This is a genomic window from Streptomyces sp. NPDC002144 (assembly GCF_053593695.1).
The window spans coordinates 341,255-366,024 of the sequence record NZ_JBSFDB010000005.1; the positions used below are offsets into that span (position 1 = coordinate 341,255).

The 24,770-nt window shown below is 72.0% G+C and carries 19 protein-coding genes and 1 pseudogene; 14 read left to right on the top strand and 6 right to left on the bottom strand.

All coding sequences use genetic code 11. The features are described from left to right. Position 1: 1 nt before the first annotated feature. Positions 2–202, top strand: a complete 201-nt coding sequence (locus ACWCQ1_RS10550; RefSeq protein ID WP_133047432.1) for a ferredoxin — start codon at positions 2–4, stop codon at positions 200–202. Between the two features lie 20 nt (positions 203–222). Here ACWCQ1_RS10550 and ACWCQ1_RS10555 read toward each other — a convergent pair whose 3' ends face one another. Genes ACWCQ1_RS10555 through ACWCQ1_RS10565 form a run of 3 tightly spaced genes read right to left on the bottom strand, consistent with a single transcriptional unit; the run spans position 223 to position 2,201 of the window. Next, on the bottom strand, positions 223–1,158 hold the full coding sequence (locus tag ACWCQ1_RS10555; protein ID WP_451026267.1) for an aminoglycoside phosphotransferase family protein: 936 nt from the start codon (positions 1,156–1,158) through the stop codon (positions 223–225). 27 nt (positions 1,159–1,185) lie between these two features. Further along, positions 1,186–1,662 carry a ferritin-like domain-containing protein gene (locus ACWCQ1_RS10560; protein WP_451026268.1) on the bottom strand — a complete coding sequence of 159 codons (477 nt, stop codon included), beginning with the start codon at positions 1,660–1,662 and terminating at the stop codon, positions 1,186–1,188. Then, positions 1,659–2,201, bottom strand: a complete 543-nt coding sequence (locus ACWCQ1_RS10565) for a hypothetical protein (RefSeq protein ID WP_451026269.1) — start codon at positions 2,199–2,201, stop codon at positions 1,659–1,661. Before ACWCQ1_RS10565 ends, ACWCQ1_RS10560 begins: the two co-directional genes overlap by 4 nt. Before the next feature lie 209 nt (positions 2,202–2,410). On the opposite strand from ACWCQ1_RS10565, the gene rimP reads away from it, so the two are divergent. The 9 genes from rimP to ACWCQ1_RS10610 all read left to right on the top strand — a co-directional run bounded on the left by rimP (position 2,411) and on the right by ACWCQ1_RS10610 (position 14,198). Then, positions 2,411–2,920 (top strand): ribosome maturation factor RimP, encoded by a 510-nt coding sequence (gene rimP, locus ACWCQ1_RS10570; protein WP_358595945.1) that lies wholly within the window; start codon positions 2,411–2,413, stop codon positions 2,918–2,920. Between the two features lie 2 nt (positions 2,921–2,922). Next, positions 2,923–3,909 (top strand): transcription termination factor NusA, encoded by a 987-nt coding sequence (gene nusA, locus ACWCQ1_RS10575; RefSeq protein WP_133047437.1) that lies wholly within the window; start codon positions 2,923–2,925, stop codon positions 3,907–3,909. Between the two features lie 101 nt (positions 3,910–4,010). Next, entirely contained in the window at positions 4,011–4,307 is a 297-nt protein-coding gene (locus ACWCQ1_RS10580) for a YlxR family protein (protein ID WP_133047438.1), read from the top strand. Positions 4,308–4,453: 146 nt separating this feature from the next. Beyond that, complete coding sequence (infB, locus tag ACWCQ1_RS10585; RefSeq protein WP_358595949.1) at positions 4,454–7,573, top strand: translation initiation factor IF-2; 3,120 nt, start codon at positions 4,454–4,456, stop codon at positions 7,571–7,573. Between the two features lie 144 nt (positions 7,574–7,717). Next, a complete protein-coding gene (locus ACWCQ1_RS10590) occupies positions 7,718–8,011 on the top strand; it encodes a DUF503 domain-containing protein (RefSeq protein WP_358595952.1) in 294 nt (97 codons plus the stop codon). A gap of 37 nt (positions 8,012–8,048) precedes the next feature. Continuing rightward, the gene (rbfA, locus tag ACWCQ1_RS10595; protein ID WP_358595954.1) at positions 8,049–8,495 is read left to right on the top strand and encodes a 30S ribosome-binding factor RbfA; all 447 of its coding nucleotides are present in this window, start codon (positions 8,049–8,051) and stop codon (positions 8,493–8,495) included. Next, on the top strand, positions 8,492–9,397 hold the full coding sequence (gene truB / locus ACWCQ1_RS10600) for a tRNA pseudouridine(55) synthase TruB (RefSeq protein WP_133047441.1): 906 nt from the start codon (positions 8,492–8,494) through the stop codon (positions 9,395–9,397). Before rbfA ends, truB begins: the two co-directional genes overlap by 4 nt. A gap of 257 nt (positions 9,398–9,654) precedes the next feature. Continuing rightward, a complete protein-coding gene (locus ACWCQ1_RS10605; RefSeq protein ID WP_451026270.1) occupies positions 9,655–13,119 on the top strand; it encodes a trypsin-like peptidase domain-containing protein in 3,465 nt (1,154 codons plus the stop codon). 128 nt (positions 13,120–13,247) lie between these two features. After that, on the top strand, positions 13,248–14,198 hold the full coding sequence (locus tag ACWCQ1_RS10610) for a bifunctional riboflavin kinase/FAD synthetase (RefSeq protein WP_133047443.1): 951 nt from the start codon (positions 13,248–13,250) through the stop codon (positions 14,196–14,198). Between the two features lie 100 nt (positions 14,199–14,298). Here ACWCQ1_RS10610 and ACWCQ1_RS10615 read toward each other — a convergent pair whose 3' ends face one another. Beyond that, complete coding sequence (locus tag ACWCQ1_RS10615) at positions 14,299–17,394, bottom strand: AAA family ATPase (protein ID WP_451026277.1); 3,096 nt, start codon at positions 17,392–17,394, stop codon at positions 14,299–14,301. Between the two features lie 579 nt (positions 17,395–17,973). Then, positions 17,974–18,102 (bottom strand): annotated as a pseudogene (locus ACWCQ1_RS10620) (SCO5717 family growth-regulating ATPase); the annotation flags it as partial. A 389-nt stretch (positions 18,103–18,491) separates the two neighbouring features. Here ACWCQ1_RS10620 and ACWCQ1_RS10625 point away from each other — a divergent pair. Continuing rightward, on the top strand, positions 18,492–20,012 hold the full coding sequence (locus ACWCQ1_RS10625; RefSeq protein ID WP_451026271.1) for an outer membrane protein assembly factor BamB family protein: 1,521 nt from the start codon (positions 18,492–18,494) through the stop codon (positions 20,010–20,012). A gap of 6 nt (positions 20,013–20,018) precedes the next feature. Here ACWCQ1_RS10625 and ACWCQ1_RS10630 read toward each other — a convergent pair whose 3' ends face one another. Further along, on the bottom strand, positions 20,019–20,294 hold the full coding sequence (locus tag ACWCQ1_RS10630; RefSeq protein ID WP_133047445.1) for a DUF397 domain-containing protein: 276 nt from the start codon (positions 20,292–20,294) through the stop codon (positions 20,019–20,021). Positions 20,295–20,527: 233 nt separating this feature from the next. On the opposite strand from ACWCQ1_RS10630, the gene rpsO reads away from it, so the two are divergent. The 3 genes from rpsO to ACWCQ1_RS10645 all read left to right on the top strand — a co-directional run bounded on the left by rpsO (position 20,528) and on the right by ACWCQ1_RS10645 (position 24,755). Continuing rightward, a complete protein-coding gene (gene rpsO, locus ACWCQ1_RS10635) occupies positions 20,528–20,815 on the top strand; it encodes a 30S ribosomal protein S15 (protein ID WP_133047446.1) in 288 nt (95 codons plus the stop codon). Between the two features lie 338 nt (positions 20,816–21,153). Then, complete coding sequence (locus ACWCQ1_RS10640; protein ID WP_133047447.1) at positions 21,154–23,379, top strand: polyribonucleotide nucleotidyltransferase; 2,226 nt, start codon at positions 21,154–21,156, stop codon at positions 23,377–23,379. Next, complete coding sequence (locus ACWCQ1_RS10645; protein WP_133047448.1) at positions 23,376–24,755, top strand: M16 family metallopeptidase; 1,380 nt, start codon at positions 23,376–23,378, stop codon at positions 24,753–24,755. Before ACWCQ1_RS10640 ends, ACWCQ1_RS10645 begins: the two co-directional genes overlap by 4 nt. Positions 24,756–24,770: the final 15 nt, after the last annotated feature.

The following is a 24,770-nucleotide window of genomic DNA, read 5'->3' on the forward strand; positions in this document are numbered from 1 at the left end:
CATGGACCAGCGCATCGACATCGACTGGACGTCCTGCCAGGGTCACGGCCTGTGCGCGGAACTCCTCCCGGAGCACATCACCCCGGACGAGTGGGGCTACCCGCTGACCGACGGGGCTCAGGTCCCGGCCCGCACTCTGAAACGGGCACGCAGAGCGGCGGCGGACTGTCCGGTCCTCGCCTTGAAACTGACGGCGAGGTGAGCGCCCCTCCAGGCACGACCTCAAAGCCACCCGGCAAACTCGAGCAACAGCTCCGCATCCTTCGCCCGCCCCACCCGAAGGGCCCGCACTCCCGACTCCACGGCCCGGAACAACGTCCACCCCCGCAACCGCTCCTGATCCACATCCAACGACTCGGCCAACCGCTTGACCCGCCGCCGTGTGGTCGCCGCCCCCGACGGCGAGGCGATCAAGTCCTCCACCCGATCCCGCACCAACCGCGCCAGATCGAACGCGCTCTCCCCGACCACCGGATCCGGCCCCACGGCCAACCACGGCATCCGCTCCCCGGCCAGCACCTTGCTCTGCCGGAACGTCCCGTGCAGCAGCCGCCCCTCGGGCGGCGACCCCAACAGCTCGGCCCGCGCACCCAGCGCCGCGTCGACCAGCGAGGCCACCTCGCCGAAGGCACCCGCGCCGGCCCGCATCGCCTCCGCCTGCCGCCCCGTCCGCTCGGCGACCGTCTCGAAGACATGACCGGCGGGCGGCTCCACCCACAGCCGCCGCAAGGTCCCCGCCGCCTCCAGCAGCGCCTTCGCCTCCGGCAGCGACCGCACGGAGACGTCAGGATGCAGCCGCTCCAGCAGCAGCACACCGTCCTGCGCGGTGTCCTGCGCACGGTCCTGCGCATCGTCCTGGGTCACGTTTTCGACGAGCTGTACGGCCCCGAGGCCGCCCCAGTGGGACAGCGCCGCCCGTTCGGCCCCCGGCCGCGACCGCGGCGGCGCCAGTTTGAGCACGGCCGGGCTGCCGTCGGGGCGCCGGACCAGTACGACCAGGCTGCTGCGGCCCCCGGGCACCTGCACCCGCTCCACGGTCAACTCGCGTAGCGCGACGGCCCGTTCCGCCGCCTCGGGCAGCTTCTCCAGCCAGCCGTCACCGTCCGGTGCCGTCTCGCCGAGCGCCCGCACCAGACGCTGCGGGGGTTCGAAAGCCATACCCGAGTCGTTCCCTTCCCGTGCCGGTCACGCCGAGGGCGTCGGCGAGGCGGAGGTCGTGCCGGTCGTGCCCGCCCGCTCGGCGAGCCCAGGGAAGGCTACGCTCTCCCCGCTCCAGCGCACCGCCCGCACCGCCGCCTCCCGCAGCGCCTCGGCACCCGAGCGCCGCCGCTCGCCCTCGGTGGCCCGCACCACGTCGGAGTACACCCCGGCCACCCGGTCCTCCAGCACCGCGGCCAGCTTCACCGCCGCCGCCGGGTCCGGCACCGGGAACGGCAGCGCGTACGCGGCCGCCGCGGCGACCGGCATGCCCCCGAGGCCCCGGATGTCGCGGGTGAGGGCGTCACGGCGGGAGCGGTGGGCGTCGTACGCGGAACGGGCCTCGGCGCGCCGGGCCTCGCCGATCCGGCCGCCGACCACTCCGTAGCCGTAGACCGCCGCGTGCTCGGCGGCCAGCGCCGCCTGCAGGGCCTTCAGCGCTTTCTGCCTGCTCTCGTCGCTCACCTGGCACCTTCCGTCAGCAGATACGCGTGCGCCGCCCCGGCCGCCGCGACCGACGCCAGCAGTCGCGCCAGCTCTCCCGGCACGTCCAGGAGCGCCGCCGTACGCCGCTCGGCCAGCGCCCGCTCGGCGGCGGCGAGCTGCGCGACGGCCTCCTTCTCGTCGACCGGTACGGCGGCGGACGCCGACGCCGACGCCGACACGGACGCCGAGGACGGCGATGCGGACGCCGGGCTTCCCTTCGCGGCCGTCCCTCCGAACGCCTCCGTGTGCCGCAGGACCTCCGCCCGCAGGGGCCGCAGCCGCTCCGCCGCCGCCGGATGCGCGGCGAGCACGGCGTCGTACCGCTGCAGCAGCCCCTCGCTCTCCCGGGCCGCACGCGCGCGTGCCCTCGCGGTGAGCGACGGACTGCCGCCGGTGCTCTCCTCGGACTCCCCGGAGCCGTGCGAACAGCCCGCCAGCAGGGCGGTCCCGGCGGCGGAGGCGAGCAGGGATCTTCTGCGCGGCCCCGAGAGGGTGCGCGAGTGTGGGGGGTACTGCACGGGTGACGTCCTCGGGGGCTCGTACGAACATCGGGCGAACACACGGGCGGGAGTGTTCCGCCGTGATCACGGTACCCGCGCTCACGTTCGGTGCCGCTCACCGCCACCGGCCGTGCACAGGTGGACGGCAACACTCCCTGCGACCGGATACCCTTTGACCAGACACGCGACCATCCCACAACAGCACACGCGGCCGAGGAGTCACCCGGATGAGCACCACCCAGAGCGAGAGGCTGCGAGAGCTCCTGGAACCGCTCGTCAGCTCCCAGGGCCTGGATCTCGAAGAGATCGCAGTGGACTCCGTCGGACGCAAGCGGGTGCTGCGCGTCGTCGTCGACTCCGACACCGGTGCGGATCTGGACCAGATCGCCGATGTGAGCCGCGCGCTCTCGGCGAAGCTCGACGAGACGGACGCGATGGGCGAGGGCGAGTACACCCTCGAGGTCGGCACCCCGGGCGCGGAACGCCTCCTCAAGGAGCACCGGCACTATGTGCGCGCCAAGGGCCGGCTGGTGAGGTTCCAGCTGGCCGAGGGCGGCGAACTGGTCGCCAGGATCCTCGACGTCGACGACGACGGTGTCGACCTCGAAGTGCCCGGGGTCAAGGGGCGCAAGGCCACCGCGCGCAGAGTCGCCTTCGGCGACGTCGAGAAGGCGCGCGTGCAGGTCGAGTTCAGCCGCAAGGACGACAAGGACGACAAGAAGGAAGAGGAGGCGTAGCCGTGGACATCGACATGAGTGCCCTGCGGGGCTTGGTACGGGAGAAGGAGATCTCCTTCGACCTGCTGGTCGAGGCGATCGAGTCGGCCCTCCTCATCGCCTACCACCGCACCGAGGGAAGCCGTCGGCACGCGCGCGTGGAGCTCAACCGGGAGACCGGACATGTGACCGTGTGGGCGAAGGAGGACCCCGAGGACCTCGAGGAGGGCCAGGAGCCCCGCGAGTTCGACGACACCCCGTCCGGCTTCGGCCGTATCGCCGCCACCACCGCCAAGCAGGTCATCCTGCAGCGGCTGCGCGACGCCGAGGACGACGCGACGCTCGGCGAGTACGCCGGCCGCGAGGGCGACATCGTCACCGGAGTGGTCCAGCAGGGCCGCGACCCGAAGAACGTGCTCGTGGACATCGGCAAGCTGGAGGCCATCCTGCCCGTGCAGGAGCAGGTGCCGGGCGAGACCTACCCGCACGGCATGCGCCTGCGGTCGTACGTCGTCCGCGTGGCCAAGGGCGTCCGTGGCCCGTCGGTGACCCTCTCCCGTACGCACCCCAACCTGGTGAAGAAGCTCTTCGCCCTGGAGGTGCCGGAGATCGCCGACGGGTCCGTGGAGATCGCCGCGATCGCCCGTGAGGCCGGTCACCGCACCAAGATCGCCGTACGGTCCACCCGTTCGGGCCTGAACGCCAAGGGCGCCTGCATCGGCCCCATGGGCGGCCGGGTGCGCAACGTGATGGGCGAGCTGAACGGTGAGAAGATCGACATCGTCGACTGGTCCGACGACCCGGCCGAGATGGTCGCCAACGCCCTCTCGCCGGCCCGGGTCTCCAAGGTGGAGGTCGTCGACCTCGCCGCCCGTTCCGCGCGCGTGACGGTGCCGGACTACCAGCTGTCGCTGGCGATCGGCAAGGAGGGCCAGAACGCCCGCCTCGCGGCCCGCCTGACCGGCTGGCGGATCGACATCCGGCCCGACACCGAGCAGGCCGGGGAATAGATCTCGGCCCGGGGTGGGTTGGATCGAGACGGATCTTGCCCGGCAGCTGTTCGAAACCTCACCCAGAGGGGTGAGGTCGGTACGGGGAGGTAGACTGAGGAGTGTCTGGCCGGACGCACGCCCGCGCCTGCCCTGAACGCACCTGTGTGGGGTGCCGGGAACGAGCGGCCAAGACGGATCTGCTGCGCATCGTGGCGATCAAGGACGCTTGCGTCCCCGATCCTCGCGGTACGCTGCCCGGCCGGGGTGCCTATGTACACCCCGCCTCGGTCTGTCTCGACCAGGCAGTACGCCGCCGGGCGTTCACGAGGGCGCTGCGCGCCCCGGGAGCGCTCGACATTAAGGCGTTGCGCCAGTACGTCGAGCAGACAACAGTTGCTGAGCAGGCAACACCGTAAGACGTGCCGTACGGAACCCCGTGCGGCCCTAGGTACCCCGCGAGTTGGAAGTAGGTCGAGATTGCGATGAGCACTCGATGAGCACGCGATGAGTACGCCCATGAAGTAGCGACGGTCCGGACGCACCCGGACCTAAAAGGAGCGAAGTGGCTAAGGTCCGGGTATACGAACTCGCCAAGGAGTTCGGGGTTGAGAGCAAGGTCGTCATGGCCAAGCTCCAGGAACTCGGTGAATTCGTCCGTTCGGCGTCTTCGACCATCGAAGCGCCCGTCGTCCGCAAACTGACGGACGCCCTCCAGCAGGGCAACGGAGGCGGCAAGGCCGCCCCCGCACGCAAGGCCGCCCCGGCACGTCCGGCGGCCCCCTCTCCCGCGCAGGCCGCCCGTCCGGCTGCCCCGCGCCCGCCGGCCCCGAAGCCGGCCGCCGCCGAGAAGCCCGCGGCTCCCGCCGCACCGGTCTCTCCCGGTCCCCGTCCCACCCCGGGCCCGAAGCCCGCGCCGCGGCCCGCCCCGGCGTCCCCGGCTCCGACGACGCCCGAGTTCACGGCACCCCCGTCGGCCCCTGCGGCCCCCGCGTCCCAGGGCTCCGGCCCGCGTCCGGGCGCCCCGCGCCCCAGCGGCCAGACTCCCCGTCCGGGCGCCCCGCGTCCCGGCGGCCCCGGCCAGGGCGGCCAGGGTCGCGGCGACCGCGGTGACCGTCCCGGCGCCCAGCGTCCGGGTGGCCAGGCCCCGCGTCCCGGTGCCCGTCCGGCCGGTCCGCGTCCGGGCAACAACCCCTTCACCTCCGGCGGCTCCACCGGCATGGCGCGCCCGCAGGCGCCCCGTCCGGGCGGCGCCCCGCGTCCCGGCGGCCCGGGTGGCCCCGGTGAGCGTCCCGGCGGCGCCCCGCGTCCGCAGGGCCAGGGCGGTCCCCGTCCCCAGGGCGCTTCGGGCGGTCCCCGTCCGCAGGCTCCGGGCGGCCCGCGTCCGACCCCGGGCGGCATGCCCCGTCCGCAGGGCGGTCCCCGTCCCGGCGGCGGCCCCGGCGGCCCGCGTCCGAACCCCGGCATGATGCCGCAGCGTCCGGCTGCCGGCCCCCGCCCCGGTGGCGGCGGTCCCGGCGGTCGCGGTCCCGGCGGCGGCGGTCGTCCCGGTGGCGGTGGCGGCGGTCGTCCGGGCGGCGGCGGCTTCGCCGGTCGTCCCGGTGGCGGCGGCGGTGGCGGCTTCGCCGGCCGTCCCGGCGGTCCCGGTGGCGGTGGCGGCGGTTTCGCCGGCCGTCCCGGTGGTCCCGGTGCGGGTGCCGGCGGCGGTGGCCGTCCCGGCTTCGGCGGTCGTCCCGGTGGTCCGGGCGGTCGTGGTGGCACGCAGGGCGCCTTCGGCCGTCCCGGCGGTCCCGCGCGCCGTGGCCGCAAGTCGAAGCGGCAGAGGCGCCAGGAGTACGAGGCCATGCAGGCGCCGAGCGTCGGCGGCGTGATGCTGCCGCGCGGCAACGGCGAGAGCATCCGTCTCTCCCGTGGCGCGTCGCTCACCGACTTCGCGGAGAAGATCAACGCCAACCCGGCATCGCTCGTCGCGGTCATGATGAACCTCGGCGAGATGGTCACGGCCACGCAGTCCGTCTCCGACGAGACGCTGCAGCTCCTCGCCGACGAGATGAACTACACGGTTCAGATCGTCAGCCCCGAGGAAGAGGACCGTGAGCTGCTCGAGTCCTTCGACATCGAGTTCGGCGAGGACGAGGGCGGCGAGGAGGACCTGGTCGTCCGTCCGCCGGTCGTGACCGTCATGGGTCACGTCGACCACGGTAAGACCCGACTGCTCGACGCCATCCGCAAGACGAACGTCATCGCGGGCGAGGCCGGCGGCATCACCCAGCACATCGGTGCCTACCAGGTCGCGACCGAGGTCAACGACGAAGAGCGCAAGATCACCTTCATCGACACCCCGGGTCACGAGGCGTTCACCGCCATGCGTGCCCGTGGTGCGAAGTCGACCGACATCGCGATCCTGGTCGTCGCGGCCAACGACGGCGTCATGCCGCAGACGGTCGAGGCGCTCAACCACGCCAAGGCGGCCGACGTCCCGATCGTCGTCGCGGTCAACAAGATCGACGTCGAGGGCGCCGACCCGACCAAGGTGCGCGGTCAGCTGACCGAGTACGGCCTGGTGGCCGAGGAGTACGGCGGCGACACCATGTTCGTCGACATCTCCGCCAAGCAGGGTCTGCACATCGACTCCCTGCTGGAGGCCGTGATCCTGACGGCCGACGCCTCGCTCGACCTGCGGGCCAACCCGAACCAGGACGCGCAGGGCATCTCGATCGAGTCCCGTCTCGACCGCGGCCGCGGTGCCGTGGCGACGGTCCTCGTCCAGCGAGGCACGCTGCGGGTCGGCGACACGATGGTCGTGGGCGACGCCTACGGCCGGGTGCGCGCCATGCTCGACGACAACGGCAACAACGTCGCCGAGGCCGGCCCGTCGACGCCGGTCCAGGTCCTGGGCCTGACCAACGTCCCGGGTGCGGGCGACAACTTCATCGTGGTGGACGAGGACCGTACGGCCCGTCAGATCGCGGAGAAGCGCGCCGCCCGTGAGCGCAACGCCGCGTTCGCCAAGCGCACGCGCCGCGTGTCGCTGGAGGACCTGGACAAGGTGCTGAAGGCCGGCGAGGTCCAGCAGCTGAACCTGATCATCAAGGGCGACGCGTCCGGATCGGTCGAGGCGCTGGAATCCTCCCTGCTCCAGCTGGACGTCGGCGAAGAGGTCGACATCCGCGTCCTGCACCGCGGCGTCGGTGCGGTCACGGAGTCGGACATCGACCTGGCGATGGGCTCCGACGCCATCGTGATCGGCTTCAACGTCCGTGCGGCAGGCCGCGCGGCGCAGATGGCCGAGCGCGAGGGCGTGGACGTCCGGTACTACTCGGTCATCTACCAGGCGATCGAGGAGATCGAGGCGGCCCTGAAGGGCATGCTGAAGCCGGAGTTCGAGGAGGTCGAGCTCGGTACGGCGGAGATCCGCGAGGTCTTCAAGTCGTCCAAGCTGGGCAACATCGCCGGTGTCCTCATCCGCTCCGGCGAGGTGCGCCGCAACACCAAGGCCCGCCTCATCCGCGACGGCAAGGTGGTCGCGGAGAACCTCAACATCGAGGGCCTGCGTCGCTTCAAGGACGACGTCACCGAGATCCGCGAAGGGTTCGAGGGCGGTATCAACCTCGGCAACTTCAACGACATCAAGGTGGACGACGTCATCGCGACGTACGAGATGCGCGAGAAGCCGCGCGTCTGATCCAGCACGCGATCGGGGCCGGTCGGCGGGGAAGTTCCTCCACGGAATTTCCGTCGATCGGCCCCGGCCGTTGCGTGTACGGTTCCCGTATCGGCGACGAAGCGTGGCGCCCGTACCCCGAACCGGCGGGACATCCGGACACACATGTATGTGGGGACTCTGTCCTTCGACCTGCTCCTCGGCGACGTCCACTCGCTGAAGGAGAAACGCTCTCTCGTCCGTCCGATCGTGGCCGAGCTCCAGCGCAAGTACGCGGTGAGCGCGGCGGAGACGGGCAATCAGAACCTCCACCGCAGGGCCGAGATCGGGCTGGCGGTGGTCTCGGGGGACACAGGGCACCTCGCCGACGTACTGGACCGCTGTGAGCGACTGGTCGCCGCGCGGCCCGAGGTGGAACTGCTCTCGGTTCGACGCAGGCTCCACAGCGACGAAGACTGAAGCAAGCGGCAAGAGAAGTTACTAAGGAGACGGACCAGTGGCCGACAACGCGCGTGCCAAGAGGCTGGCGGACCTCATCCGAGAGGTGGTGGCCCAGAAGCTGCAGCGCGGGATCAAGGACCCGCGGCTCGGCTCGCACGTCACCATCACGGACACCCGGGTCACCGGGGACCTGAGGGAGGCGACCGTCTTCTACACCGTGTACGGGGACGACGAGGAGCGAGCCGCAGCGGCGGCCGGGCTGGAGAGCGCCAAGGGCGTGCTCCGCTCCGCGGTCGGGGCCGCGGCCGGCGTGAAGTTCACGCCGACGCTGACCTTCGTGGCCGACGCCCTGCCGGACACCGCCCGGACCATCGAGGACCTCCTCGACAAGGCCCGGCTGTCCGACGCGAAGGTGCGCGAGGTCTCGGCCGGCGCCGCCTACGCTGGCGAGGCTGACCCGTACAAGAAGCCGGGCGAGGACGAGGACGACGCCGCCGAATGACCCAGAGGAACCAGACGCCCGACGGCCTTGTCATCGTCGACAAGCCGTCGGGCTTCACTTCGCACGACGTGGTCGCCAAGATGCGCGGCATCGCGAAGACGCGCCGCGTCGGACACGCCGGCACCCTCGACCCCATGGCGACGGGCGTGCTCGTCCTCGGCGTCGAGAAGGCGACCAAGCTCCTCGGCCACCTCGCGCTGACCGAGAAGGAGTACCTGGGCACGATCCGCCTGGGCCAGACCACCCTGACCGACGACGCCGAGGGCGAGATCACGGGGTCGGCCGACGCCTCGAAGGTCACCCGGGAGGCCGTCGACGCCGGGATCGCGGAGCTCACCGGCGACATCATGCAGGTGCCGTCCAAGGTCAGCGCCATCAAGATCAACGGCGTGCGGTCCTACAAACGGGCCCGTGAGGGCGAGGAGTTCGAGATCCCGGCCCGCCCGGTCACCGTCTCGTCCTTCTCGGTGTACGACATCCGGGACGCGGTCGCCGAGGACGGCACCCCCGTCCTCGACCTGGTCGTCTCGGTGGTCTGCTCCTCCGGCACGTACATCCGGGCCCTGGCCCGCGACCTCGGCGCCGGCCTCGGAGTCGGCGGCCACCTCACGGCCCTGCGCAGGACCCGGGTGGGCCCCTACAAGCTGGATTCCGCGAAGACGCTCGACGAACTCCAGCAGCAGCTGACGGTCATGCCCATCGCGGACGCCGCCACCGCCGCCTTCCCCCGCTGGGAGGTGGACGCCGGACGCGCCCGCCTGCTGACGAACGGCGTCCGCCTGGAGATGCCCGACGAGTACGCCACCGCCGGCCCGGTCGCCGTCTTCGACCCCGAGGGACACTTCCTCGCGCTCGTCGAGTCGCAGAAGGGCAAGGCGAAGAGCCTGGCCGTCTTCGGCTGACGACTTCGCCGGCAGAACCGAGGCTGCCCGCCCGTGGAGCGGCGCTCACGGGGTTGCGACGCCGCTCCACGGTCCCCCCTCGGTTCCCCCACCCCTAGGGTGTATCCAGCGACCCCCGCCTGTTCACCCGTCCGGGCAGGCGCTCGGAGTGAACCGAGGGAGTGGAAGGGGGCGCGTTCACGACGCGATCTGTCCCGCTGATCATCCCGCGCCTACCGTCGAACCCAGGGAACGGGTGTACGGCGGGGAGGACGGCCATGACGGGACGAGAGCGGTCCCGGCATACGGGGGGCGACGGTGCGCCGCAGTCACGGGACACGGGGGAGCGGCAGAGCCTCGAGGCCGCCGTCGTCCGCATCCACGACCTCGCCGGGCGCCCCCGCGGCACCGGCTTCCTCGCCGACCACCAGGGCACCGTCGTCACCAGCCACGAAGCGGTCGACGGCCTGCCCAGACTGGTGGTGCACGCGGGCGGCGACCGCACCTGCCTGGTGCCGGCGGAGGCGGTGACCGCCCTCCCCGAGCTGGACCTCGCTCTCGTCCGCACCGAGGGCCTGGCCGTCGACCCGCTCCCCATCACCGTCCGGGACCGGGTCGAGACCGGTACCTACGTCCGTGTCGCCGCCGGCCGCTGGCGCGAGGCCCGCGTCCTCGCCGCGACCTCCGTCACCTACGCGGCGACGGACCGCTACCGCCTCATCGACGACGCCCTGGAACTGGCCATCGGCACGGCCGGCCAGGACGCGCTGCGACTCGGCGGGGGCGCCGCCGGAGGCCCGGTCCTGGACGCCGACACGGGCGCCGTCGTCGCCGTCCTCGGCACGGCCCTGCGGTCCGGCCACCGCGACACCGGGTACGCCGTCCCCCTGCGCCCCGGGACCGACGGTGCCCTGGCCGAGCTCCTCGCCCGCAACGCGGCCACGGTCCCCGCCTACGGAGCCGACCTCAACCTGGCGGGCGTACTGGAACTGACGGCCACGTCGGTGGACCAGGACGGCCCATCGGGGGCACCGGCAGGCCGCCTCGCCCGGGTGGAGCCGGTGGAACGGGCCGAGCCGGCAAGGCAGTTGACGGCCTTCGCGGACGGACAGGGGTCCTCCCCGGTCCTCGGTCTCGTCGGCTCCCCGGGCAGCGGCCGTACGACGGAACTCGCGGCCCTCGCCGCACGCCGACACCACCGCGCCGAACCCGCCCCCACGCTGTGGCTGCGCGGTGCCGACCTGTGCGACGACGACACGTCCGTCGCCGACGCCGCGAGCCGCGCGCTGGCCCGCGCCGCCCGAATCGTCGCCGCGTCGGAAGCCACCCGCGCGCACGACCTGGGCGACACCGGCCCGACCCGCCTCGCCGCAATTGCCCGCACCGCCCAACGCCCCCTGCTGCTCCTCCTCGACGGCCCCGAGGAGATGCCCCCGCTCCTCTCCCACCGCCTCCCCGCCTGGACCGAGGGTACGGCGACCTGGCTGGCCGAAACAGGCGCCCGCCTGGTGGTGGCCTGCAGGCAGGAGTACTGGGAGACAGCGGCGACGCACTTCCCGTCGCCTCCGGCCGCTGCGGACGAGGCTCCTTCAGCGCCGCCCGCCTGTCTGCACCTCACCGACCTCACGGAACCCGAGGCCCGCACGGCCCGCGAACGTTATGGCATCCCCGAAGGCGCCCTCACTCCCGCCGACGCCCGTCACCCCCTCACCCTCCGCCTCCTCGCCGAGATCCGCGCGGCCCTGCCCGACACCCTCGGCACTCCTCACGCCCCCCTCGACCGCGACACCGTCTTCTCGGCCTACCTGGACCTGATGTGCCTCCGCATCGCCGTCCGCCTCGCCGAGGGGAACGGTCTCCGGGGCACCGCCGTACGGCGCCTCGCGGCAAAGGTCTCCGGTCAGGTCCACGAGGCCGCCCGCCGCAGCCTCGGCCCGGGCCAGGGCGAACTGGACCGTGCGTCCTTCGAGGCGGTGTTCCCCTGGGGCCAGGCCCTGCCCCACCTCGGCGGCACCGGCTGGGCGTCCGCCGTCCTCGCCGAAGGGCTCCTCGTCCCCGCCGGCACCGGCTACCGCTTCGCCAACGAGGAGTTCGCCGACTGGATCCAGGGCACCCACCTCGACCTCGACGAGGCGCTGCAGGCCCTGGTCCACCGCCGTCCCCCCTCCCCGCACGCCCGGCCGCTCCCCGTACCGCACCATCGCATCGGCCCGGTCGTACAGGCCTTGCTGTTCCTCGCCCGAGAACAGGGCACCACCCAACTCGCCACCCGTCTGCACGAGTTGGTCCAGGCGCTGAAGACGGACCCGGACTCCTGGTGGCCCGCCCGTCTCCTCTCCGAAACCCTCCTCCGGGCCCCGGACGCCGGCCCGTACCTCGACGTACTCCGCCACCTCGCCGACCACGTCGTCACCGCTCAGCGCCCCACCACCGCATCCGTCTTCACGCCCGCCTTCTGGACCGCCCTCCCCCTCCCGGACAGCGACCGCCTCGACCTCCTCCGCCACCTGCTCCTCGCCGACCACCCGCGCCAGGACGCGCCCACCACTCCCCGCTACCTCGACGCCGTCTCCCGCCTCCTCGCCGCCGCCCCGACCGCCGTACAGCCCCTCCTCACCACCTGGTTCGACGACGACCGCCCCCTGCCCGCGACTCCGCACGCGACCGTGGCCGAAGCCGCCCAGGCCCTGCTCCACACCCACCGGCACCTCGCCCTGGACGAACTGACCGAGGTGCTGGCCGCGTCCGCGCATCCCAGGGCGGACGAGTTGCTGGCGGCGCTGGCCGAGGACGAGCCGTCGGCGGTGTGCCGGGCCGTGGACCGCTGGGCGCACGACGAACGCGCTTCCCGGCGAGCGGCAGCCGTGGTCCACGGGCTGCGCACCGCCCCCCACGTCCGCACCGAGGCCGACCGCGACCTCCTGCGCTACGCCGCCGGGGCCCTGCTCGCCCGGCCCGCCGACGACACCCTGCACGGCGGCGCGCTCGCCCTGCTGGTCAGCGATCCACGCACCCGTGCCCGCCATCTCCCGCAGGCCCTGCGCCGGTTCGCGACCGGTGACCCGTACGTCCCGCCGAGTGCCCTGGTCCCCGCCCTGGCCACCCACCCGGAACCGGTCCTCGAGGCGTTCCGGGAGCGGCTGCGCGGGCCGGAGCCGGGACAGGCGCTGCGCACCCTCGCCGACGTCACCACACCCGCGCTGGCCCGCCGGGTCGCCACCCTGGTGCGGGACGCCGTACGGCACCGCCCCGAGACCGCCGCCGACGTCGCCGCACATGTCGAACGCCGTCTGGACCAGGGGCCCGCGGCCCGAGCGGTGCTGCTCCCGCTCGTCACCGGCCTCCTCGACGGCGGCCCGGAGGAGGTACGGGCCGCGCTGGCCGCCGTACTGGCCGTCCCCGGCACCCCGGTCTCCCACCCCCTCCGCCAGGAACTCCTCGAGTTCCTCCTCTCCCACGAGCACGACCCGGCCGTCCTCGACGCCCTGCTGCACGCCGTCGCGCCGCACACGGGCGAAGAGATCCGCGATCTCGTGCACCGCACCGGCCTCCTCATGGTCCGCACCCCGGACGGCGCGGCCCGCTTCGACCGCGGCCTGGTCGACCTGGGCCGGCGCGTGCCCGGCTTCGCGGCCCGGATGGCCGGCTGGCTGACGGACGCCCCGCAGGCCTGGGCGGCCGTGGTGGGCCCCAGCGCCCGCCGGATGATCGAGGACCTGTCAGGCGTACGAGTGCCCGCCTGAGCCCGCCGCCGTCACGTGCGTCGAGTCACAGCCCCCATGCCGATGCGGGCGGTACGGGCCCGGCATGGCACCCTTAGACCTGCGTAAGAGGTCGGTAGACACGGACACGGGTTCGAGGAGCGGTCACAGTGCAGCGCTGGCGTGGCTTGGAGGACATCCCCGAGGACTGGGGGCGCAGCGTCGTCACCATCGGCTCGTACGACGGAGTCCACCGCGGTCACCAGCTGATCATCCGGCACGCCGTGGACCGCGCCCGTGAGCTGGGCGTTCCCTCCGTCGTCGTCACCTTCGACCCGCACCCGAGCGAGGTTGTGCGCCCCGGCAGCCACCCGCCGCTGCTCGCCCCGCACCACCGCCGCGCCGAGCTGATGGCGGACCTGGGCGTGGACGCGGTCCTGATCCTCCCCTTCACCACGGAGTTCTCGAAGCTGTCGCCGGCCGACTTCGTCGTCAAGGTCCTGGTCGACAAGCTGCACGCCAAGGCGGTCGTCGAGGGCCCGAACTTCCGCTTCGGCCACAAGGCCGCGGGCAACGTGGAGTTCCTCGCCGAACAGGGCAAGACGTACGACTTCGAGGTCGAGGTCGTCGACCTGTACGTCACCGGTGAGGCGGGCGGCGGAGAGCCGTTCTCCTCCACCCTCACCCGCCGCCTGGTCGCCGAGGGCGACCTCGAGGGCGCCGCCGAGATCCTGGGCCGGCCGCACCGGGTGGAGGGCGTGGTCGTCCGCGGTGCCCAGCGCGGCCGCGAACTCGGCTTCCCCACCGCCAACGTCGAGACGCTGCCCCACACCGCGATCCCCGCCGACGGCGTCTACGCCGGCTGGCTGCACGTGAACGGCGAGGCGATGCCGGCCGCGATCTCCGTCGGCACGAACCCGCAGTTCGACGGCACGGAGCGCACGGTGGAGGCGTACGCCATCGACCGCGTGGGCCTCGACCTGTACGGCCTGCACGTGGCCGTGGACTTCCTGGCCTTCGTCCGGGGGCAGGCGAAGTTCGAGTCGCTGGAGGCACTGCTGGAGCAGATGGCCCAGGACGTGAAGCGGTGCCGTGAGCTGGTGGCGGCGGCGTCGGAGTAGAGCGCGGCACGACGTGTCGTCATGACGGAGGGGCCGGTGCCATCGGGCACCGGCCCCTCCGTCATGCACTGCTTACTGCTTACTGCTTACTGCTTACTGCTTACTGCTGCTGCTGCGGCGGCGGGGGAGGCGGAGTCTGCTCGTCCGCGGGCTGCTGCTGCGGCGGCTGCGGGTAGCCGTAGCCGGGCTGACCGGCGGGCGGGTACGGCTGCGGCGCGTACGGCTGACCGGGGTACGGCTGCCCCGGGGCGTACGGCTGACCCGGCTGAGGCGCGGGAGGCTGCTGGGCCTGCTGGGGCGGCTGGGGCTGCGGCGCCTGGGGATAGGGCCCCGGCTGTCCACGAACCGGCTGTCCCGGCTGCCCGTAGTACGGCGCAGCAGGCATCGGCTGTCCGGGCTGGGCGTAGGGCTGGCCCGGCATGGCCTGGCCCGGCATCGGCGGGGCCGCGACCGGGGGCGGGTTGCCGTCGTTGGTCCACAGTCCGTGCGACTGCTGATGGCGTACGAAGTCCTCGGCGACCATCGCCGCGAGGTTGAAGTACGCCTCGCGCACCTTGGGCCGCATCATGTCGAGGTCGACCTCGGCGCCGGCCGAGAGGTGCTCGTCGAAGGGCACGACCACGACTCCGCGGCAGCGCGTCTCGAAGTGCGCCACGATGTCATCGACCTTGATCATCTTCCCGGTCTCCCGGACACCGGAGATCACGGTGATGGACCGTGACACGAGGTCCGCGTATCCGTGCGCCGACAGCCAGTCCAGCGTGGTACTGGCGCTGCTCGCGCCGTCGACGGACGGCGTCGAGATGATGATCAGCTGGTCGGCGAGGTCGAGCACACCGCGCATCGCGCTGTACAGCAGACCGGTGCCGGAGTCGGTGAGGATGATCGGGTACTGCTTGCCGAGGACGTCGATGGCGCGGCGGTAGTCCTCGTCGTTGAAGGTCGTCGAGACGGCCGGGTCGACGTCGTTGGCGATGATCTCGAGGCCGGACGGTGCCTGTGAGGTGAACCGGCGGATGTCCATGTACGAGTTGAGGTACGGGATCGCCTGGACGAGGTCGCGGATGGTGGCCCCGGTCTCGCGGCGCACGCGGCGGCCGAGGGTGCCGGCGTCCGGGTTGGCGTCGATGGCGAGGATCTTGTCCTGCCGTTCGGTGGCCAGGGTCGAGCCGAGAGCGGTGGTCGTGGTCGTCTTGCCGACGCCGCCCTTGAGGCTGATGACGGCGATGCGGTAGCAGGACAGCACGGGCGTGCGGATCAGCTCCAACTTCCGCTGCCGCTCGGCCTCTTCCTTCTTTCCGCCGATCTTGAACCGGCTCGGCGCGGCGGCCGGCCGGCCGCTCTTCGCCTTCTGCCGCTTGTTGTTGAGCAGCCGGTCGGAGGACAGCTCCACGGCGGCGGTGTAACCGAGCGGCGCGGCGCCGGGGTTGGTGGGCTGCCGCTGGTCATGCTGGACAGGCTGCGGCCACCCGGTCCCGGCCCGCGGATCGACGGGCTGCGGCGCTGCCGGTGGCGCCTGATCGGCACCCCCCTGCTGCGGGAACCCCTGCCCCGCCTGCGCATCCGCCTGAGCTTGACCGTACGGCGGAACGCCGGGGTGCGGCTGGTACTGCGGGGGGATGCCGGGCTGGGGCTGGGCGTGAGGGGCGGGCGGCGGTGGGAAGCCGTAACCGTCGGGCTGGGCCAGGGGGTTGGGACCGGCCTGAGCCTGTGCCTGAGCCTGTGTCGGTGCGGGTCCACCGGGTTCGGCTTGGCCCTGCTGAGGCACGCCGGGCTGAGGCAGGCCGGGCTGAGGCTGGCCTTGCGGGGCGGGGGGCTGCGGGAAGCCGTAACCGCCGGGCTGGGCCGGTGGGTTGGCCGCGGGTGGGGCAGGCGGGGTCGCCTGGGGTGCGGCGGGGTTGGGGTAGCCGTAGCCGTCCTGCGGTGCAGGGGGCTGGGGGAAGCCGTGGCCGCTCTGCGGGGGCGCGTCAGCCGGGGTCGGCGGTGCCGCGGGGGCGGCCGCCGGGGGCTGGCCCGGGGTGCCCGGGGTGTGAGGGGCGGGTGCGCCGGTCGGCGGCTGTGCTGCCGGGGAACCCGGGTGAGGGAAGCCGTACGCGCCCTGCGTGCTCGGGTCAGGCGCGCCGGCTGGGTGCGGTGCCGCCGGAGGCTGGCCCGGGTGCGGGAAGCCGTAAGCGCCCGGGGTGTTGGGGGTCGGGGCGGCGGTGGGCGGTTGGTGTGCGGCCGGGGGCTGGCCGGGAGCGCCGGGGTGCGGGAAGCCGTATGCGCCCGGGGTGTTGGGGATCGGGGCGTTCGGCTGCTGGGTGCCCGGAGTGTGCTGGGGTGCTGCCGGGGCGTTCCAGGCTGCCGGGGCCGACTGAGGGGCCTGCGGCTGGAAGGGCTGCGGCGGTACCGGCGGCTGGCCCTGCGGGGTCGGCGGCTGCGCGGGCATCGCTGGATCCTGCTGCTGCGGCTGCACGGGCCACTCGGCCGCCGCCGCGGGCGCCGCGGGCTGGTACGACGGGGGCAACGGCGGCAGTTCGCCCTGCGGCGCCGGCGGCGGAGCCCAGGCGGGAGGGGCGTCCTGCGGGGCCACGGGCGCGCCCGGAACGGCATCCTGCGGCTCGCTGCCCTGCGCCTCGCTTGCTTGGGCTTGGGCTTCGGCGTCGGACGGCTCGGCATCCGCGGATACGGTGTCGGAGGGCTCGGCGTCCCCTCGTACCGCTTCCTCGTCCACCGCGTCCGCCGACTCAGCGTCAACGGCCGCCGCCTCCGGAGGCACCTCCTCCTCGGAAGTGCCCTGCTCGTGCTCCGAGTCCTGAGGCGCCGAGCCTTCCGTCTCTCCAGCAGCGTCTACATCGGCGGCAACCTCGGTGTCGGTGTCGGTGCGGCCCTCCTCCGCGTCCGCCCCCTCCGCAGCGGCCGCCGAAGCTTCCGCCTCCTCGGAGGCGTCGTCGTCGGAGTGGCTCCCGGGCTCGATCACCTCGGCCGAACCGGAGTCCTCGCCATCGTCAGCCACATCATCGGCGCCGGTCTCCGCGGCCGCCGCCTCGGCGGAACCGTCGGCCTCGCCGGGGCCCTCGACGTCGTCCCCGTCCACGGAGTCCGCGGCGCGCTCCTCGTTCACCGCGTCGGCGTCGTCCTCCGAGCCCGGCTCTACCTCGGCCGAGTCGGCACGCTCGGAGATCTCCTGCTTCAGGGCCACCGGAGAGAACCGCATGGTGCGGCCACTGTCCAGATCACCGTTCCCGGACTCGTCGTCGGAAGCCGGGGGACCGGACGTTTCGGGCGCCACCGGAGCCGACGGAACAGGCGGCGCGGCACCCGCTCCGGGCGTCTCCGCCGGCCCCTGCCCTTGCCCCTGCGGCTCGAACCCGCTCCCCACCGGAAGCTTGGGCACCGCCCCGGGCCCACCGACCGGCGGCGCGAACGGCGCACCCGGTGCCGGAGCCGGCGGCGGCGTGAACGGCGCACCTGGAGCCGCAGCGGGAGGCGTGAAGGGCGCCCCGGGCGCCGGAGCCGGCGGAGTGAACGGCGCCCCCGGAGCCGTACCGGCACCCGTGCCCGACTGAGGCCGCGAGTGAGCCGGCGGAGTCAGCCCCGGCAGAGAGGAGAGCGAGAAGTCGGACGGAGCCCCCGAAGCCGAGGGCGCCCCACTCACACCCGCACCGCTCCCAGGCTCCGCACCCCCGGCACCACCCGCACCGGACCCCGTCGTACCGGCGCCCGCCGTATCAGAACCCCCCGCGCCGCCACCCCCCGCACCGCCTCCGCCGGAGGAACCCCCCGACGCGTTCTGCGTGTACCACGCCGGCGGTGCGTAGTCGATGGTGAACTCGCCCGTCGTCTCGATGACGGACTCGGCGTCGGGCTGGTCGTCGCCGGGTGTGGCCCAGCCCCCGCGGTTCCCGTCCCGATCGCTGCTCACAGTTCCTCCTGGTGTGGTCGAGCACCCTCAAAGCCGTGCCGGGGCGACCATGTGCTTGTCGTCCTGAATGCGTTGTGAGGCAGACCGATCCACCGGCTCTCCCCCCGAGGCACCGCCACCTGGTCCACGGGTTCTGGCGGCGCGCCCTGTACCACCCTAATCACCAGTAGCCCCACCCCGGCAGGGCCGTCCACCCCTGAGCACCTGCCCACTGCGTCACAACCAGCCATGAATTGCCGTACACAGCCTGCGCATTGAGGAAGAAATCGGGCGATACCGTTGTCGGCGCCGCCCGTTCGCGTGCGTGATCAAGCAACCCGGCATAGTGGGGACGTTTCCGTGGCCATGTCATGGACTTCCGTACCCGCCCCAGAGGAAAAGGATCCCGCGTGAGCTTCGGCCCACCCCCTTCGATGTACACCCAGTCCGCCCTGACCGCGGAGACGCAACAGAAGAAGCACCGCCGGACATGGCTGTTGGGGCTGTTCGTGCTCGTCCTCGTGGCGGCGGTGGGGACGGGCGGGTGGCTCGTGTGGGGCGGGGGCGGAAAGGGGGCTGACGCCTCGAACCGGTCGCACGGTCCCCAAGGGCCGCTCGACGTACGGGAGACCGTCGAGAAGCGGCCCGCCGATCCCACCGGCAGGATGGCCGTCCGCTTCTCCGTCGACGACCTCGGCCCGGGCGAGCACTACGAGATGCCCGGCATGTGGGCCACGGACCGGATCCTCGCCAAGGGCATCAACAAGACCGTGATCGGCCTGCGCATGGGCACCGACGCCTCACCCGGCGACGAGCAGTGGAAGCTGCCGCTGGACGGACCGATCTGCGGCTACACGCGCCGCGTCACCGGCGGCAACCGCACCGCCGTCCTCTTCCGCGCCAACGACCGCGGCGGCGCCTACTGCAACCACGTCGCTTTCTTCGACCTGGACACCGGACGCGAGGTTTGGGAGACCGACTTCCCCTACTCCAAGCTCGGCGACGCCAAGGGCCTCGCGACCGGCGGCGACGACCAAGACACCCCGAGCGTGACCCTCACCCACGGCACGGTCGTCGTCACCTGGGGCGGCGGCACCGACGCGTACGCCATGGACGGCGGCCGGCGTCTGTGGCGTACGACGTCGACCGGCGCCTGTCAGGACATGGGCGCCGCCGGCGGGGACGCGCTGCTCGTACGCCAGGAGTGCTGGAACGACGACGCCCGGCTCGACTCCACGGACGCCGTCACCTACAAGGCGCGCAAGGTCGACCCGAGGACGGGCAGGGTGCTGTGGACCTACTCCGCCGCGCAGGGCGTCCGGGACATCGACATCCCCTCCGCCGAACCGCCCGTGATCGCCGTACAGGCGGGCGGGATCGGGATCTCCGAGATGCTCTCCCTCGACGCGAAGGGCAGGACCCGCGCGGTCATCCGCCTGCAGAACGGCACGTACGTCGGCGAGTGCTCGTACGACGACTACCTCTCCACCGAGGACTGCCCGACCATCGCCGTCGGTGACGGCCAGGTCTTCCTGCGCAGCAAGGAGTCGGGCGAGCTCACCAACTCCAACTGGATCATCGGATTCGACCTCGCGACCGGGAACACCACCGAGAAGTTCGACTCCGGCCCCGGCTCGCTGCTGTACCCGGTGCGGATGAGCGGCGACAAACTGCTGGCCGTCCGTGTGAGCGACCAGCACATCATGCCCTCGGGGCTGGTCGGCCTGGATCCGGAGACGGGCAGGGAGACCCCGTACCTCTACTTCGACCTGCCGGAGGAGGCCGACCTGATGACGATGACCGAGTACAACGACATCGTCGTCCAGGACGGCCGCATCTTCTTCGGCGTCAAGAAGGCCGACGGCCCCGCCAAGGGACAGCCGAAGTGGGTCTACCTCGCCCTCGGCATCGAGAGCATGGCCGTCCGCTGACCATGCCTACGCCTCCGGCGACGGCTCCAGGTCGAACTCGCCGTCCCGGGCACCGAGCACGAAGGCCCGCCACTCCGCCTCCGTGTAACGCAGCACGGTGTCCGGGTCGAGTGAGGAGCGCATGGCCACGGCACCGCCGGGAAGGTAGGCGATCTCGACCCGCTCCTCGTGCTCCTCGGTGCCGGGCGCGCCGTGCCACTCCGCGTCGGAGATGTCGAGCGCGTACAGCTCGTCGCGCTCCCGCTCCTTGCGCGCCTTGATCTGCTCTTCCGTCTCCGTCATGGGTCCCTTCCCGACGTACGAGAACGATCTGTACGGTCACCCTAGTGGCCGCGTCGGTCCGCCCTCCGGGGTTTCCACAGCCTCTTCCACAGGTGGCGAGGCCGCCCCCGAGCTGCTGGTACCCTGATTGATGGCCGTGTGTGTACGGCCTTCCGCCTTGCGAGTAACAGAAGCTTCCCCGAGACGAAGACCGGGGGCACTCGGAGGCACTCTCAGACCATTGAGGAGTACGCGTGTCGCTCGACGCCGCCACGAAGAAGCAGATCATCTCCGAGTTCGGTACCCAGGAGGGTGACACCGGCTCCCCCGAGGTCCAGGTCGCTCTGCTGTCCCGTCGGATCTCCGACCTGACCGAGCACCTCAAGACCCACAAGCACGACCACCACTCTCGCCGTGGCCTGCTGATCCTCGTCGGTCAGCGCCGTCGCCTGCTGCAGTACCTGGCGAAGAAGGACATCCAGCGCTTCCGTGCGCTGGTCGACCGCCTCGGCATCCGCCGTGGTGCGGCGGGCGCCAAGTAAGACGCCGTGAGGGGAGCGGTTCCCGAAGCATCGGGGGCCGCTCCCTTTGCGTACGTACGGAAAGTACTGACGTGCGTGCGGAAACGTGCGGAGTGTCCCTCACGCTTTGTAGTGTGGTAGCACAACGCCATACGCACGACACGTAACGCCGTACGACCACAGAACGAGGAGAAGCGCGCCCAAGCCGCCGCCGGTCCTCGGTAGTGGCCCCCGGGAAGTGAACCCCGGGTGCTTCGATCGAAGACCGGCCCGCACCGCACGGAGCGCTTCTCCGCGACTGTCCCCCCGCCACACGGGCGAGGCGGGACAAAAGACGACAAGTAACGGAGAAAACGCTAGTGGAGAACGAGACCCACTACGCCGAGGCCGTCATTGACAACGGCTCCTTCGGCACCCGCACCATCCGCTTCGAGACGGGCCGCCTGGCCAAGCAGGCCGCCGGTTCCGCCGTGGCGTACCTGGACGACGACACCATGGTGCTGTCGGCCACCACCGCCTCCAAGAACCCCAAGGACCAGCTCGACTTCTTCCCCCTGACGGTGGACGTCGAGGAGCGGATGTACGCCGCCGGCAAGATCCCCGGCAGCTTCTTCCGCCGTGAGGGCCGGCCCAGCGAGGACGCGATCCTCACCTGCCGCCTCATCGACCGCCCGCTGCGCCCGTCCTTCAAGAAGGGCCTGCGCAACGAGATCCAGGTCGTCGCCACGATCATGGCCCTCAACCCCGACCACCTGTACGACGTCGTGGCGATCAACGCCGCCTCCGCGTCCACGCAGCTGGCCGGTCTGCCCTTCTCCGGCCCGATCGGCGGCGTCCGCGTCGCGCTGATCAACGGCCAGTGGGTCGCCTTCCCGACGCACACCGAGCTCGAGGACGCCGTCTTCGACATGGTCGTCGCCGGTCGCGTCCTGGAGGACGGCGACGTCGCGATCATGATGGTCGAGGCCGAGGCCACCGAGAAGACCATCCAGCTGGTCAAGGGCGGCGCCGAGGCGCCGACCGAGGAGGTCGTCGCCGCCGGTCTGGACGCCGCGAAGCCCTTCATCAAGGTGCTCTGCAAGGCCCAGGCCGACCTCGCCGCGAAGGCCGCCAAGCCGACCGCCGAGTTCCCGATCTTCCTCGACTACCAGGACGACGTCCTGGAGGCGCTGACCGCCGCCGTCAAGCCGGAGCTCGCCTCCGCGCTGACCATCGCGGGCAAGCAGGAGCGCGAGGCCGAGCTGGACCGCGTCAAGGGTCTGGCCGCCGAGAAGCTGCTCCCGGAGTTCGAGGGCCGCGAGAAGGAGATCTCCGCCGCGTACCGCTCGCTGACCAAGACCCTGGTCCGTGAGCGCGTCATCAAGGAGAAGAAGCGCATCGACGGCCGCGGTGTCACCGACATCCGCACCCTGGCCGCCGAGGTCGAGGCCATCCCGCGCGTGCACGGCTCGGCGCTGTTCGAGCGTGGCGAGACCCAGATCCTGGGCGTCACCACCCTGAACATGCTCCGCATGGAGCAGCAGCTGGACACCCTCTCCCCGGTGACCCGCAAGCGCTACATGCACAACTACAACTTCCCGCCGTACTCCACCGGCGAGACCGGCCGCGTCGGTTCCCCGAAGCGCCGCGAGATCGGCCACGGCGCTCTCGCCGAGCGCGCGCTCGTGCCGGTGCTGCCGACCCGCGAGGAGTTCCCCTACGCGATCCGTCAGGTGTCCGAGGCCCTCGGCTCCAACGGCTCGACGTCCATGGGCTCGGTCTGCGCCTCCACCATGTCGCTGCTGAACGCCGGTGTGCCGCTGAAGGCCCCCGTCGCCGGTATCGCCATGGGCCTGATCTCCCAGGAGATCGAGGGCGAGACGCACTACGTCACCCTCACCGACATCCTCGGTGCGGAGGACGCCTTCGGCGACATGGACTTCAAGGTCGCCGGCACCAAGGAGTTCGTGACCGCGCTCCAGCTCGACACCAAGCTGGACGGCATCCCCGCCTCCGTCCTGGCCGCCGCCCTGAAGCAGGCCCGTGACGCCCGCCTCCACATCCTCGACGTGATGATGGAAGCGATCGACACGCCGGACGAGATGTCCCCGAACGCCCCGCGGATCATCACCGTCAAGATCCCCGTGGACAAGATCGGTGAGGTCATCGGCCCCAAGGGCAAGATGATCAACCAGATCCAGGAGGACACCGGCGCCGAGATCACCATCGAGGACGACGGCACCATCTACATCGGTGCCGCCGACGGCCCGTCCGCCGAGGCCGCCCGTACGACCATCAACGGCATCGCCAACCCGACGATGCCCGAGGTCGGCGAGCGCTACCTGGGCACGGTCGTGAAGACGACGACGTTCGGCGCCTTCGTCTCCCTCCTGCCCGGCAAGGACGGTCTGCTGCACATCTCGCAGATCCGCAAGCTGGCCGGCGGCAAGCGCGTGGAGAACGTCGAGGACGTCCTCGGCGTGGGCCAGAAGGTCCAGGTCGAGATCGCCGAGATCGACTCCCGCGGCAAGCTCTCCCTCATCCCCGTGATCGAGGGCGAAGAGGGCTCCGACGACGACGCGAAGAAGGACGACACCGACAAGTGACGTCGAGCAGCTCGACGGCGACGGCCCGCACCTCCACGGAGGCGCGGGCCGTCGCCCGTACCCAAACCCTGATCAAGGGCCAGAACGGCATCGGCACGGTCCGCAAGACCACCCTCCCGGGCGGCCTGCGCATCGTCACCGAGACGCTGCCCTCCGTCCGTTCCGCGACCTTCGGCATCTGGGCGCACGTCGGCTCCCGCGACGAGACCCCGGCCCTCAACGGCGCCACCCACTACCTCGAGCACCTGCTCTTCAAAGGCACGTCGAAGCGCAGCGCCCTGGACATCTCCTCCGCCCTCGACGCGGTGGGCGGCGAGATGAACGCGTTCACGGCGAAGGAGTACACGTGCTACTACGCGCGCGTACTCGACGCCGACCTGCCGCTCGCCATAGACGTCGTCTGCGACATGCTCACCGGCTCGCTGATCCTCGAAGAGGACGTCAACGTCGAGCGCGGCGCCATCCTCGAAGAGATCGCCATGACCGAGGACGACCCGGGCGACTGCGTGCACGACCTGTTCGCGCACACGATGTTCGGCGACAACCCCCTCGGCCGCCCCGTCCTCGGCACGGTCGACACCGTCAACGCCCTCACCGCCGACCGCATCCGCCGCTTCTACAAGAAGCACTACGACCCCACCCACCTGGTCGTGGCGGCCGCCGGCAACATCGACCACAACAAGGTCGTACGACAGGTCCGCGCCGCCTTCGAGAAGGCGGGCGCCCTCACCGACCCCGACGCCACGCCCCTCGCCCCGCGCGACGGCAGGCGTGCCCTGCGCACCGCGGGCCGCGTCGAACTGCTCGGCCGCAAGACCGAACAGGCGCACGTCGTCCTCGGCATGCCGGGCCTGGCGCGCACGGACGACCGGCGCTGGGCGCTCGGCGTGCTGAACACGGCCCTCGGCGGCGGCATGTCCTCCCGTCTGTTCCAGGAGGTCCGCGAGAAGCGCGGCCTGGCCTACAGCGTGTACTCGTACACCTCCGGCTTCGCCGACTGCGGCCTGTTCGGCGTGTACGCCGGCTGCCGGCCCTCCCAGGTCCACGACGTGCTGAAGATCTGCCGGGACGAACTCGACCAGGTCGCCGAGCACGGTCTGTCCGACGACGAGATCGACCGCGCCATCGGCCAGCTGCGGGGTTCGACCGTCCTCGGCCTGGAGGACACCGGCGCGCTGATGAACCGCATCGGCAAGAGCGAGCTGTGCTGGGGCGAGCAGATGTCGGTGGACGACATGCTGGGCCGGATAGCGTCGGTCACCCCGGACGACGTCCGCTCGGTCGCCCGCGACATCCTGGGGAAGCGACCCTCGCTGTCGGTCATCGGCCCGCTCAAGGACAAGCAGGCGTCCCGGCTGAACGACGCCGTCGCCTGATCCACCCCGGATCGG